The 13,043-nt window shown below is 65.5% G+C and carries 12 protein-coding genes; 4 read left to right on the top strand and 8 right to left on the bottom strand.

Annotated features, from left to right (window positions below; translation table 11 throughout):
- The first annotated feature begins 284 nt into the window (after window positions 1-284).
- Both LXM55_RS02420 and LXM55_RS02415 read left to right on the top strand, forming a co-directional pair.
- Window positions 285-959, top strand: a complete 675-nt coding sequence (locus tag LXM55_RS02420; RefSeq protein WP_233318276.1) for a heavy metal response regulator transcription factor — start codon at window positions 285-287, stop codon at window positions 957-959.
- The gene (locus LXM55_RS02415) at window positions 956-2,383 is read left to right on the top strand and encodes a heavy metal sensor histidine kinase (RefSeq protein WP_233318274.1); all 1,428 of its coding nucleotides are present in this window, start codon (window positions 956-958) and stop codon (window positions 2,381-2,383) included. Before LXM55_RS02420 ends, LXM55_RS02415 begins: the two co-directional genes overlap by 4 nt.
- A gap of 51 nt (window positions 2,384-2,434) precedes the next feature.
- On the opposite strand, the gene chrA is transcribed toward LXM55_RS02415, so the two are convergent.
- The 8 genes from chrA to LXM55_RS02375 all read right to left on the bottom strand — a co-directional run bounded on the left by chrA (window position 2,435) and on the right by LXM55_RS02375 (window position 10,807).
- Window positions 2,435-3,622 (bottom strand): chromate efflux transporter, encoded by a 1,188-nt coding sequence (chrA, locus tag LXM55_RS02410; RefSeq protein WP_233318272.1) that lies wholly within the window; start codon window positions 3,620-3,622, stop codon window positions 2,435-2,437.
- Window positions 3,622-4,113 carry a GNAT family N-acetyltransferase gene (locus LXM55_RS02405; protein WP_233318270.1) on the bottom strand — a complete coding sequence of 164 codons (492 nt, stop codon included), beginning with the start codon at window positions 4,111-4,113 and terminating at the stop codon, window positions 3,622-3,624. Before LXM55_RS02405 ends, chrA begins: the two co-directional genes overlap by 1 nt.
- Before the next feature lie 156 nt (window positions 4,114-4,269).
- Window positions 4,270-5,397 carry a cell division protein ZapE gene (gene zapE / locus LXM55_RS02400; protein ID WP_233318268.1) on the bottom strand — a complete coding sequence of 376 codons (1,128 nt, stop codon included), beginning with the start codon at window positions 5,395-5,397 and terminating at the stop codon, window positions 4,270-4,272.
- A gap of 104 nt (window positions 5,398-5,501) precedes the next feature.
- The gene (locus LXM55_RS02395) at window positions 5,502-5,831 is read right to left on the bottom strand and encodes a nuclear transport factor 2 family protein (RefSeq protein WP_233318267.1); all 330 of its coding nucleotides are present in this window, start codon (window positions 5,829-5,831) and stop codon (window positions 5,502-5,504) included.
- A 52-nt stretch (window positions 5,832-5,883) separates the two neighbouring features.
- Window positions 5,884-6,600, bottom strand: a complete 717-nt coding sequence (locus LXM55_RS02390; RefSeq protein WP_233318265.1) for a helix-turn-helix transcriptional regulator — start codon at window positions 6,598-6,600, stop codon at window positions 5,884-5,886.
- Between the two features lie 148 nt (window positions 6,601-6,748).
- Window positions 6,749-9,226: a TonB-dependent siderophore receptor gene (locus tag LXM55_RS02385; RefSeq protein ID WP_233318264.1), complete on the bottom strand. Its 2,478-nt coding sequence runs from the start codon at window positions 9,224-9,226 to the stop codon at window positions 6,749-6,751.
- Between the two features lie 122 nt (window positions 9,227-9,348).
- Entirely contained in the window at window positions 9,349-10,302 is a 954-nt protein-coding gene (locus LXM55_RS02380) for a FecR family protein (protein WP_233318262.1), read from the bottom strand.
- A complete protein-coding gene (locus LXM55_RS02375; protein WP_233318260.1) occupies window positions 10,295-10,807 on the bottom strand; it encodes an RNA polymerase sigma factor in 513 nt (170 codons plus the stop codon). Before LXM55_RS02375 ends, LXM55_RS02380 begins: the two co-directional genes overlap by 8 nt.
- A 258-nt stretch (window positions 10,808-11,065) precedes the next feature.
- On the opposite strand from LXM55_RS02375, the gene LXM55_RS02370 reads away from it, so the two are divergent.
- Together LXM55_RS02370 and LXM55_RS02365 are read left to right on the top strand one after the other, a co-directional pair.
- The gene (locus LXM55_RS02370; RefSeq protein ID WP_233318259.1) at window positions 11,066-12,505 is read left to right on the top strand and encodes a nucleobase:cation symporter-2 family protein; all 1,440 of its coding nucleotides are present in this window, start codon (window positions 11,066-11,068) and stop codon (window positions 12,503-12,505) included.
- Window positions 12,506-12,581: 76 nt separating this feature from the next.
- Window positions 12,582-13,043: an LEA type 2 family protein gene (locus LXM55_RS02365; RefSeq protein WP_233318257.1), complete on the top strand. Its 462-nt coding sequence runs from the start codon at window positions 12,582-12,584 to the stop codon at window positions 13,041-13,043.

Raw genomic sequence — 13,043 nt, 5'->3', positions numbered from 1 at the left:
CTCCTTTGTCGCAGATGGATGTTTGGCGCCCTTGTGGGCGCCTTTTTTATAATAGCTTCAGGCAACTTTCTTGCTGCTGGATGACCGGTGAATTACAACCCTGTCATTTGTCGCCCACGCCACAGCGATTCAATTAACATCGCCGCGCCCAGCCACTCACCACCGATCGGAAAGCCCGGCTAATTATTTGAATTGACTGGGTTAATTCATTGACCCTGTAGCTACTACAGCCTTTAACCTGCGCCCATTCGATAGCACCCGAAAGATTTGATGAGGATATTGCAATGCGCATTCTGGTGATTGAGGACGAGCCTAAAACAGCCGACTACCTGCATCAGGGCCTGAGTGAAAGTGGCTATGTTGTCGACCGTGCGCACAATGGCGTGGACGGTCTGTATTTGATTCAGCAACAGCCTTATGAACTGGTGATCCTGGATATAAACCTGCCCGGCAAAGATGGCTGGCAAGTACTCGAACAGTTACAGGGGCAGTATCCGGCGCGGGTCATGATGTTAACGGCAAGAGGCCGACTGGAAGATAAGGTCAAGGGCCTGGACATGGGCGCCGATGATTATCTGGTCAAGCCATTTCAGTTTCCCGAGTTGCTGGCCCGGGTTCGCACACTGATGCGCCGCAGCGAAGTCATTGTTCAGCCGGAAGTGCTGCAAGTTGCCGACCTGCAACTTGATCCGCGCCGTCATCGGGCCTATCGCGGCAATCGCCGTATCGACCTGACCACCAAGGAATTCACCCTCTTGCATGTATTGATGCGCCACAGCGGAGAAGTATTGACCCGCACCCAGATCATTTCCCTGGTCTGGGACATGAACTTCGATTGCGACACCAATGTGGTGGAAGTCTCCATCAGCCGCCTGCGGGGCAAGATCGACGACGCCAGCGAGGTCAAGCTGATCCACACCCTGCGCGGTGTCGGTTATGTACTGGAAGTGCGCCCATGAAGGCCGCACCCGCGGCGGCGGCCAACAGCAGCCTGTCCATGCGCCTGGGGCTGACCGTCAGCCTGATGGGCGCGGCGCTGGTGGTGCTGCTGGCCACCCTGGCCTACCTGGCCTTGAGCCATGAACTCGGCAACCTGGCGCGCAAGGGCCTGGACGGCAAGCTGGAGCAGATCCAGCACAGCCTCACCAGCGACCTGAAAAGCAGCGACCTGGCGGCCCGCCCCCACTCCCTGCTGGACCTGGTGATGGGGCACGACAACCTGCAATTGAGCGTCCTTGGCGACGATCCGCTGGCCAAGCCCTTGCTGACAGTCGGCGGCCTCGCCCAAGAGCCCTTGCCCAAGGCCCTGGGCGAAACGGGCAGCGACAGCTACCTGGACTGGCGCGACAGCCGCGGCAACCCGGTGCTCAGCGCCAGCCGGCAAATGAGCCTGTGCAACGGCGAACAGGTGCAAGTGGTGCTGAGCCTGGACCGCAGCAACGATCAGGCGCTGCTCAGCGCTTACCTGCGCTCCACCGTGATCGCCCTGCCGCTGTTGCTGCTGCTGATCGGCTTCGGCGCCTGGTGGCTGGTACAGCGGGGCCTGCTGCCCCTGCAACAATTCAGCCGGGTTGCCGCGCGCGTGACCACCCAGGACCTGACCCACCGCCTGCCCCTGCAAGGCCTGCCCCGGGAACTGGCGGAGCTGGGCCAGGGCATCAACGTCATGCTGCAACGCCTGGACGGCGGCGTGCAGCGCCTGTCGCAATTCTCCGACGACCTGGCCCACGAGCTGCGTTCCCCCATCAGCAACCTCATGGGCAAGGCCCAGGTGACCCTGTCCCGGGAGCGCCCGCCGGAAGAATACAAGGCGGTGCTGGAAGCCAGTATCGAAGAGCTGGAGCGAGTCACGCGGATCGTCGCCGACATGCTGTTCCTGGCCCAGGTCAGCCAGCCAGCATCCCAGGCCCGGTTCACCCGGGTCGCCCTGGGCGAAGAAGCGCGCCGGGTGGTCGACCTGTTCGCCCTGAGCGCCGAGGACAAGCAACTGCAACTGCAACTGAGCGGCGACGCCTGGGTCCTGGGGGACCGCCTGATGATCCAGCGGGCGATCTCCAACCTGCTGTCCAACGCCATCCGCCACAGCCCGCCCCAGGAGCAGATCAGCCTGCGCGTGGAACAGACGGTGGACGCCGTGAGCCTGTGCGTGAGCAACCCGGGGCCCGGCATCGCCGCTTGCCACCTGCCCCATCTGTTCGAGCGTTTCTACCGGGTCGACAGCAGCCGCACTCGCGCCGAAGGCGGCACCGGGCTGGGCCTGGCGATCGTGCGTTCGATCATGAACCTGCATCAGGGGCGCACCGAAGCCAGCAGCCTTCCCGAGCACCTGACCGAGTTCCGCCTGGTGTTTCCCAAGCTCGACCCGGCGCAGCACGACCTCTAGTGGCGGCCAGTGGCTACCCCTGTGCGCTGCCAAGCCAGGCCACGCCAGCGCCTAGAACAACCAGGCACCCACCGCGCCCCCTGCCAGCACCAGCGCCCAGGGCGGCACCCGGCCGCTGGACAACAGCGCCAGCGCCACCAGCACCGCCGCCAATGGCAGCGGGCCGGTCACGCTGCTGCTCCACAAGGGTTGATACAACGCCGCCGCCAGCAGGCCCACCACCGCCGCGTTGACCCCGGCCAATGCGGCCTGGATCCCCTGGCGGTGGCGCAACCGTTGCCAGAAAGGCACCACGCCGATCACCAGCAACAGCCCTGGCAGGAAGATCGCCAGCAGGCACACCACTGCCCCGCTCCAGCCGTCGATGGCCGCGCCAAGAAAAGCCGCGACGCTGAACAGTGGGCCGGGCATGGCCTGGGCACTGGCATAACCGGCAAGAAACAGTTGGCTGCTGATCCAGCCGGGCTCCACCACCTGTGCCTGCAACAGCGGCAACACCACGTGGCCGCCGCCGAACACCAGGGCGCCGACCCGGTAGAAACCGTCGAACAGGCTCAGCAGGCGGCTTGGCCAAAGCATTGCCAGCCCCGGCAACAGCAGCAGTAGCAACAACGCCAGCCCCAGGCAGAAAAGCCCGAGGCGGCGGCTGGAGCCTGCGGCGTAAGCGTCGACCTGCGCCTGGAACACCGGCTTGATCAAGCCCCGGCCCACCAGGGCCGCCAGTAGCATCACCAGCAACTGCGCCGCCAGGCCCGGCCAGCGCAGCACCAGCAGCGCCGCCAGCAACGCGATGCTCATCCGCAAGGGCCCCCGACACAGGCTGCGGGCCATGCCCCACAAGGCGTGTGCCACCACCGCCACAGCCACCAGTTGCAGGCCCTTGAGCACCCCGGCCGGAACCCCGGCGCCCAGGCCCAGGGCCAGCAGCGTCAGGGCCAGGGCTGAAGGCAGGGTAAAACCGGCCCAGGCACACAGGGCGCCGGGCACTCCGCGGCGAGACAGCCCCAAGGCCATGCCCACCTGACTGCTGGCCGGCCCGGGAAGAAACTGACACAGGGCCACCAGCTCGGCATAAGCGTGCTCCCCCAGCCAGCGCCGGCGCTGGACGAACTCCTGGCGAAAGTAGCCCAGGTGCGCCAGCGGCCCGCCGAACGAGCTCAAGCCCAGGCGCAGAAACACCAGGAAGATCCCCCAGAGCGTCTCTACCGGGGGCTGCACCGTGGGCTTGAGGTCGTGCATTACAAGGCTTTGCTCCAGAACAGCATGCGCCCCTGGGCCGGGTCGAGCATGGCATGGGCGAAACCGCAGGCCTGATAGGCCGCCTGAGCCTGGGCATTGCCCTCCAGTACTTCCAGGGTGATCTTGCAGCAGCCGCGTTGCCGGGCGATATCCTCGACCTTCTGCAGCATGCGCTTGCTCAGGCCCTGCCCGCGGTAGCTGTCGAGCACCACCACGTCATGCACATTCACCAGCGGGCGGCAGGCAAAGGTCGAGAAGCCCTCGAAGCAGTTCACCAGGCCCACCGGCTGGCCGCCGGCAAAGGCCAGCACACTGAACGCCTGGGGCCGCTTGGCCAGTTCCTCCGGCAACTGCCGAAGCCGGTCCGCATCCAGGGACTGGCCTCCCCCCATCACGTCCTCGGCATAGTGGTTGAGCAACACGCCTATGGCTTCGGCATGCACCGGGTTGCTGAAACTGGCTTGCAGCACCACGACATCGGCAACGTCCATGTTCATCCTCGATCAACACGTTGAAAGTGAGCGCTCACGGCTCAGACAGCCTCGATTGTAGGCTGAGGTTTTTGACCGAACGAAGATTTTTAAGCCCCTGAGCTGCGAAAACTCTATGCCTCGAGCAGGCTCCTACACAGCCTGAAATGCTTCCCTTCACGCCTGCGGCGCGCTGGCAAACCGTTGCAACTGCATTTCCCGCAGGCGGCTGAGGGTGCGGCGGAAGGCGAACTCCAGATAGCCCTCGGTGTAGAGCTGCTCCATGGGCACCTGGGCTTCCAGATACAACGGCACCTTGCGGTCATAGCACTCGTCCACCAGGGCGATGAAGCGCCGCACCGCGTCGTCATGCACCGACAGTTGCGGCAACTCGCGGTCACCCGCCGCCACGCGTTCGGCGCCATCCTCGGTGCCCCGGGCAATGCGACCGGGGCGTTGGCAAGCACTGAGGTTGGGCACCTGGCTCAGCAGAATGGCCTGAAAGCGGTCGCACAGGGCCATGAAGTCCATCGCTGAAAACGGCTGCTCGCAGAGCTCCGGGAAGCGACACCAGATCACCTTCTGGGCGACCTTGACCACGGTTACCGGCCGGTAGCCGAGCAGCAGCGCTTCAGTGGACACCGCTTGCCCCGCGCTCAAGCGCTCGAACACCGGCTCCAGGGCGCTGGGCTGCCCGGCGGCGGCGAGCCAGTAGCGTTGTTCAGCGGCGCCCGGGTGCAGCCGATGGTCCTGCTCGCCGTCCACCGCCAGCACCTGCATGTGCTGGCGAATGGCGCTGATGGCTGGAACGAAGCGCTCGCGGTTGAAGCCGTCGGCATACAACTGCTCGGGGGGCTGGTTGGAGGTGCAGACCAGCACCACGCCCTGGTCGAACATCACCTGGAACAGGCGCCCGAGAATGATCGCATCGCCGATGTCATTGACGAACAACTCGTCGAAACACAGCACCCGCACCTCTTCGGCAAGCTCTCGGGCCAGGGCCTGCAACGGGTCGGCGATACCAGTCAATTGGAACGAGCGCTGATGCACCCAGCCCATGAAATGGTGAAAGTGCTGGCGCCGCGCCGGCACCCGCAGGCTCTGGTAGAACTGGTCCATCAGCCACGTCTTGCCCCGGCCTACCGCCCCCCACAGATACACCCCTGAGACGTGCCTGCGCCCTTGATGCAGCGCTTCATGGCATTGCTGCAAAGCCTGCACCGCCCGCGCCTGGGCGGCATCGGCGACAAAGCCGTCCTGCTCAAGGGCCTGTCGATAAGCACTCATGGGGGAATCGAATGGCATGGGCCGCTGGCCTCCTGGCAAAGAGCCGCAGTATGCCACCACGAGCGGCTCCCGGCCTGATGTGTGGCCGCTGCCGAGGCTGCGGGCCTGCGCAAGCGGCTACATCAGCGCGAGATGTCCAGGCGCTCGATCCGGCCCTGGTCGTCCAGACGGAAGGTGTGGCGCAAGGCCTGGGGGCTGCCGGGAAAATCACCGCACACCCGGCTGTCCAGCAAGATCTTGCCGGTCCGCTGCTGCACCCCGAGGACTTCCAGGCGGCGCGCGCCTGCGCCCATCCAGCGGGCAATCTGCTGGGGCCCCACGCAGTGCTCACGCTCATCGAAGACCTGGGCCCGGGCAGCGAAGATCGACGCCACCACGGTGCTGTCGCCGCTGTTGACCGCGGTGACATACGCAACGATGGCCGGGGCCAGGGAAGGGTCGGTGGCCGACATGACAAAAGCTCCTTGCTGTTGAATGAGGGAGCCATGCTAAAGCCCCCTTGCGTCATTTCCTGTCAGCAGTGAATCGGCCCTGCTCATCGCTCTGCAGGCGTTTGCGCCAGGCTCGCAACCAGTCGCTGCGCCGCCCCGGATACAGCTCGCCCTGCTCCTGGGCGGCGGCAATGCGGTCGGTGCGAAAGGTCCGGTAATCCTCGCGCAGTTCACACCAGGCCACGATCACCCGGGCCTCGTTGAGAAAGCCCAGGGCCAGGGGCCAGATCAGCCGCTGGCTGGGGGTGCGGTTGACGTCGGCATAGTCGATCAACAGCTTGGCCTGATGGCGGATCGCCTGGCGGAACACGTTCAGCGACACCGGGTTGTCCGGAAAGCCCCAGCCCGCCGGGCCCGGCAGCAGGGTCGGGTTGCGCAAGGCATCCTGGGCCGCCGGGGCCAGCACCGCGGCGATCTTGGCCATGGCGTCGGCGGCGACCTTGCTCAGCACCTCGTCGCCGCGCTGATCAACGTAACGCAGGCCCAGCACCACGGCCTCGGTTTCATCGGCATTGAGCATCAACGGCGGCAGGAACAGCCCACTGCGCAACACGTAGCCGATGCCGGCCTCGCCGTAGATCGGCGCACCGAGGGACGTCAGTTCGGCGATATCGCGGTACAGGGTGCGCTCGGACACCTCCAGCTCCGCCGCCAGGCTGGCCGCGGTGACGGGACGGCTCTTGCCCCGCAGCATCTGCAACAAGGTGAGTAAACGACTGGCTCGCGACACGCAGGTGCACTCCGGAAAAAACACCGGCGCAGATTACCAGAGCCTCCTGACAGTTTCTGTCAGGAGGCTGAGTGCAGGCGGGGGATTGTGTAGCCGCTGTCGCAGGCTGCGAACGGCCCGCAGGGGCTCGGCAGCGGCTGCAGGAGCGTCAGTAGGCCATGGTCCAGGTCAGGGTGTAGGTGCGGCCACGGCCCTGGTAGTCGTAGAGGTAATCCGGGCCGTAGGTCGGTGAATAGAACAGCTTGGCGCGCTGGCCCCAGACGGTGCTGTACTGCTTGTCCAGAAGGTTCTGGATGCCACCGCTGAAGGTGCCGAACGCCGTGTCGTGGCTGCCCAGCAGGTCGAAGGTGGTGTAGCCGTCGATGGTGTTGGGCGCATCGATGCTGTGGGTGGCGTCGACCTGCTTGACCGCGTCGTCCTTGAGGTTGAAGGCGTGGTTGCCCTGCAGGCGCACGCTGCTGCTGTCATCCTTCCAGCCGACGAAGGCCGTGAGTTTGGACAGGGATGCATAACGTGCATCACGCTTTTTCCAGCCGCCGTTCTTGCCCTCCTCCTCGGAACGCACCGCGTGCAGGGTGCCACCCAGCTCCCAGCCGTTCTGCAAATGCCGGGTCAGGGCGCTCTCGAAGCCGTAGTCGCGGCTCTTCTGGTCCTTGACATCGATGGTCAGGGTGGCCTGGTCGGTGGTGATCACCTTGTCCGACCAGATGTAGTACAGCGCCGCCTGGGCATCCCAGTCGCTGTCAGAAAAACGCCAGCCGGTTTCCACCTGGCGGCTCTTGATCCCGGCCAGGGGGTTGTCGTCGACGCTCAGCCCCGGCTTGCCGTAGAACTTGGCCGGGTCCGGCAGATCGAAGCCCTCGCCGTAGTTGACCCACAACTGGTGGCCGTTCTTGAAGTCGTAGATGCTGCCCAGGTTGTAGAGGTTGACCGCATAGTCGTTGCTGCCGCCAGGCACGTTCTTGAACTGGCCGACATCCACGTCCATCTGCTGGCGCCGGTAGCCGCCGGACACCGTCAGGTTGTCGGTGGCGTGCCAGTCCAGCTGGGCGTAGCCGGACAGGCCATCGACCCGGTAGCTGGGATAGCGCGGCGCCTTGCTCTGGGTCACCAGGTCGAGGCCGCCGCTGCCCGAGGAGAGGCCCTGGTCGAAGGTGCTCTGCTCGGCGTTGAAACGCTCGCGGTCCAGGTCCACGCCGTAAGTCAGCTTGAACGCGGAAAACTCCCTGGCGAACAGCGCCTTGAGGCTGGTGACCTCGAAGTTCTGCTGCGAAGCGGCGAAGTACACGCCCTTGGAGCCTGCCGGGCTGCCGCTGTTGTAGTAGGGAAACGGGAAGAAGTTGTCGTCTTCCTTGCGGTACGAGGCCTGCAGGTAGAAGTCCTGGCCCAGCACGTCGCTGTGGTGGTAGTTGGCGTTGAGCAGCAGGCGCTTGGTGCGCGGTTCCAGGTCCGTGGAATAGCCGCCGCGCAGCTGGGCATCCTCCAGGTTGGACGGCGCCTTGTACTTGAGGTTGGGGAAGTAGATCCCGGTGCTGCCGTGGTTGCCCGAGTCGTAGTACTGGGCTAGCAGGTCCAGGCTCTGCTCCTCGTTGAACTGCAGGGCCAGGCTGCCCATCAGGTCCAGGGTGCGGTTGTACTGCAGGTCGGTCTGGGTGTTGTCGATGAAGATCTGCTGGCCGGCGCCGTCATAGAACGCCTGGTTCTGCTCCCCCGCCACCGCCAGCCGGCCGCTGATGGCGTCGTTGCCGCCGCTCACCGACTGGGCGATGCGGGTGGTCAGGTCGTCGCTGTTGTTGAAGCCGCTGCTGGCGCCCAGCTGGGTCTCGAAACGCGCCGGGCCCGGCTCGCCTTTCTTGGTGACGATGTTGATGATGCCGCCGGTGGCGCCGCCGCCGTAGATGGCGCTGGCCCCGGACAGCACTTCAACCCGCTCGACGTTGAACGGCGAGATGCTGTCGAACTGTCGGGACAGGCCCCGGGAGCTGTTCTGGCTGACCCCGTCGATCATCACCAGGACGTTGCGCCCACGCATGTTCTGGCCATAGTTGGTGCGGCCTTCCGGCGCCAGGTCGAGGCCCGGCACCAGCTTGCCGATGGCTTCCTTGAGGCTGACCCCGGTGCTCAACTGTTCGCGCAGCTGGCGCTGTTCCACCACCCACACCGTGCCGGGGATCTCGCTGATGGCGGCACTGGTGCGCGACGCCACGGTGACCTGGGTCGGCTTGAGGTTGAAGCTTGCGGCCGGGGCCGCGGCGCGGCGCAGGATCACCGTGCGGCCATCGCTGAACGACCAGCTCATGCCGCTGCCGGCCAGCAGGCGGTGCAGGGCCTGGGCCAGGGTGAGCTCACCGTTGAGCGCGGTGGATTGCAGGCCCGCGACATCACTGGTGGTGTACAGCAGGCGCACGTCGGCCTGGTCGGCGAAGCGGGTCAGCGCCTGATCCAGTGGCTGGGCCGGCAGGTTCAGCGAGACCCGGCGCGCCTCGGCAGCGCCGGCCTGCGTAAGCGTCGCGGCCTCGTCGGCCAGCACCAGGACCGGGCTCAAGGCCCCGGCGAACAGCGCCTGGGCCAGTAATGTGCGGCGCATGATGTGTTGACCGCGCCCCAGTGTCGACAGCTTGAACATTGCTTTCACGTGTTCCTTCCCAGCCGGTTGAAATGACGTCAATGAGAATGATTTTCTTCTCAGCCTCACTACGACGATTTCCCGCAAAGGAACTTGCAGTGCGTCGGGCAAAAAAATTCGCCTCAGTGCAACAGCGCCAGCCAGGGCAGGTAGGTCACTTGCAGCGGATAGCGCTGCTGCAAGGCGTTGAGCGAGCCTTGCGGGTCGTGCAGGTCGAACACCCCGCTGATCGCCAGCGCCGCCAATTGAGTGTCGGAAATCAGGATGCGCCCGTGCTGGTAGCGCTCCAGTTCAGCGATCACCTCGCCCAGCGGGCGGCCGTTGAAGATCAGCTTGCCGCGCTGCCAGGCGGTCAGGCTGGCAGCGTCCACGCTCTGCTGGGCCAGCAGCGGCTGGCCGGGCTGGTATTGCAGGCGCTGGTCGGCCTGGAGCAGCACCGGCGCGTGGTCGCCGCTGAACTGCACCTGGCCCTCGCGCACCACCACCGTCAGTTGCTCGCCATCACGGCGCACGCTGAAGGCACTGGCGGCGCTTTGCAGTTGCTGGGCCTGGGCCTGGACCACGAACGGCCGCTGCGGGTCGGCCAGCGGTTCGAACAGCGCCTCGCCAGCGCGCAGGATCACCCGGCGCTCGTGCGCCGAATAGGCCACCGACAACGCGCTGCCACTGTTGAGGGTGACCCGGGAGCCATCCGCCAGGGTCAGGCGCTGTTGCTGGCCGACCCCGGTGTGGTAGTCCGAGCTCAAGGCCGGCCACTGCTGCCAACCGATGCCAGCACCCACTGCCAGCAGCAGTGAAGCCGCCAGGGCCGGCCAGAAGCGCCGCGGCCGGAGCGCCACCGGCGCCTGATGCTGCTGCGCGGCCTCGGTGTGCCCCAGATCGCCCCACAACTGCTGGGCCTCGGCGGCGGCCGCGGCATGCGCCGGGCTGCGCTGGCGCCATTGCTGGAACGCCATGCGCTGGGCCGGCGTGGCGTGGCCGGAATGCAGCAGCACCAGCCAGTCGATGGCGGCGTCTTCAAGGTTTTCGGGGTGGTCGGTCATGGCGTCGGCAGCAGGCGGCAAGGAGTTATTCATGGTGGACCTTCAGCCAGTCGCGGCAGTGGCGCAGGGCCTGGCCGATGTATTTTGCCACCATGCTTTCGGAAACACCCAGGCGCGCGGCGATCTGCGCCTGGGTCAGGCCTTCCAGGCGATTGAGCAGCAAGGCCTGGCGGGCGTTGTCCGACAGCTGCGCCAGGGCCTGGTCGAGCACCGCCAGGCGCTCCTTGGCCAACAGCACCGTTTCCGGCGCCGGGGCCGGGTCCACCGCTTCGTTGTGTTGCTCGCCGTCGCTGTGGTTGGCCGCCAGGCGCTGCTCGCGGCGCAGGGTGTCGATGGCCAGGTTGCCGGCCACGCGGAAGATGAAGCGGCGATCGTCATGCACCTCCAGCGTCTGCTGGTCGACCTTGAGCAGCTTGAGGTAGGTCTCCTGGGCCACGTCCGCCGCCCGCTGGCGATCGCTCATGCGCCGGGTGAGAAACTTCAGCAGGTCGTCGTAATGCTCTTGAAAGCTGCGCAGCAGGCTGGGGGTGGGCAGCATCGGAAGGCGGTCCGCGGATCGGGGAGGCGGATTATTCCATAAAGGCAAATGAGAAACAGTATCTTTCGTATCCTTTGCAAATTGGCTTTTTCCACCGGCCTGCCCTTCTGACAGCGGCGCCTTTCTGGCATCCTGCGCCTCCTTTTTTCTGACCGGGTGCGCACGCCTTGTCCATGCCATGGCTGTGCGACCCAAGTCCCGTCCACTTTCCGACGTGTGCCCCCGCTGTTTTCACACGCCACTGGCAGGCCTTCTCCCATGACCGCACCTGATCGCTCCCCTCCCCGCTACAAGTCAGACCTGATCTACGGCCTGAACGACCGTCCGCATTTCAGCGCGGCCATCTTCGCCGCCCTGCAGCACGTGCTGGCCAGCTTCGTCGGCATCATCAGCCCGACCCTGATCTTCGGCGGCGTGCTGGGCCTGGAAAGCGAGCTGCCGTACCTGATCAGCATGGCGCTGTTCGTCTCCGGCCTGGGCACCTTCGTCCAGGCCCGGCGCCTGGGGCCGATCGGTTCCGGCCTGCTGTGCGTGCAGGGCACCAGCTTTTCCTTTATCAGCGTGCTGCTCAGCGCAGGCTTCATGGTCAAGGGCCGGGGCGGCAGCACCGACGACATCCTCTCCACCATCTTCGGCATCTGTTTTGTCGCGGCCTTTATCGAGATGTTCCTCAGCCAGTTCATCGGCAAGCTGCGCAAGCTGATCACCCCGGTGGTGACCGGCACCATCATCACCCTGATGGGCCTGTCGCTGATCAAGGTGGCGGTCACCGACATGGCCGGCGGCTACGGCGCCAGCGACCTGGGCGCGGCGAGCAACCTGGGCCTGGCGGCATTGGTGCTGCTGACCATCGTGATACTCAACCGCTTCAACCACCCGATGCTGCGCCTGGGCTCGATCGTCATCGGCCTGACCCTGGGCTTCGTGGTGGCCTGGATGCTCGGCCGGGTGGACATGGCGGCCCTGCCCGAGGTGCCGCTGGTGAGCGTGCCGGTGCCGTTCAAGTACGGCTTCTCCTTCGACCTGATCGCCTTCATTCCGCTGGCGGTGATCTTCCTGATCTCGCCCCTGGAAGCGGCCGGCGACCTGACCGCCAACTCGATGATTTCCCAGCAGCCGGTCAAGGGCCCGCTGTACATCAAGCGCATCAAGTCCGGGCTGCTGGCGGATGGCTTCAACTCGGCGGTGGCAGCAGTGTTCAACAGCCTGCCGATGGTGACCTTTGCCCAGAACAACGGGGTGATCCAGCTGACCGGCGTGGCCAGCCGCTACGTGGCCTACTTCATTGCCGGGCTGCTGGTGCTGCTGGGGTTGTTCCCGGTGATCGGCGCGGTGCTGCAACTGATGCCCAAGCCGGTGCTGGGCGGCGCCACCCTGATCATGTTCGGCACCGTGGCCGTGGCCGGGATCAAGATCCTCGCCGAAGCCGGGCTGCACCGGCGCAACGTGCTGATCGTGGCCATTTCCCTAGGCATGGGCCTGGGCGTGGCGGCGGTGCCGGAAGTGCTGCGCGAGCTGCCCAAGGCGCTGCACAACATCTTCGAGTCGCCGATCACCGTGGGCGCCTTCTGCGCGATCTTCCTCAACATCTTCCTGCCGGAGGAGTTCCTTGAGCTGGAAGAGGACGAGTTCGATCCGGAAGCGGCAACCCTCAAGGTCATGCAGGACCCGGACATGAGCGGCCAAGCGAACTCCTGAGGCTCGCGGGCGTCTATGCTGCGTGCGCGGCGCCCATCGTTCGCCACTGTGTCCATTCCTTGCCAGCAGGTTTTCCATGCGCAGATTCATCGTACTGACCCTGGTGTTCCTGAGCCTGAGCGCCTGCGCGCTGATGCCCAACCGCGACCCGCTGGCGATCAACGTGGTGGGTATCGAGCCGCTGCCGAGCCAGGACCTGGAAATGCGCTTTGCGGTGAAACTGCGCCTGCAGAACCCCAACGAAAGCCCCATCGACTACAACGGCGTGGCCCTGGACCTGGAAGTCAACGGCCGCCCGCTGGCCTCCGGGGTCAGCGACCAGCAAGGGCATATCGGCCGTTACTCGGAAGACATCCTGGTGATTCCGGTCAGCGTCTCGGCCTTCTCGGTGCTGCGCCAGACCCTGGGCCTGGGCCAGACCCAAAGCCTCGACAACCTGCCCTACGTGCTGCGCGGCAAGCTGGCCGGCGGCGTGTTCGGCACCCAGCGCTTCATCGAGCGCGGGCAGCTCAGCCTGAGCAACCCGGACGCCTGGTAA

It is taken from the genome of Pseudomonas sp. Au-Pse12 (genome assembly GCF_021341665.1).
Classification (GTDB): domain Bacteria; phylum Pseudomonadota; class Gammaproteobacteria; order Pseudomonadales; family Pseudomonadaceae; genus Aquipseudomonas.
This window is presented reverse-complemented; position numbering and strand designations above follow the sequence as displayed.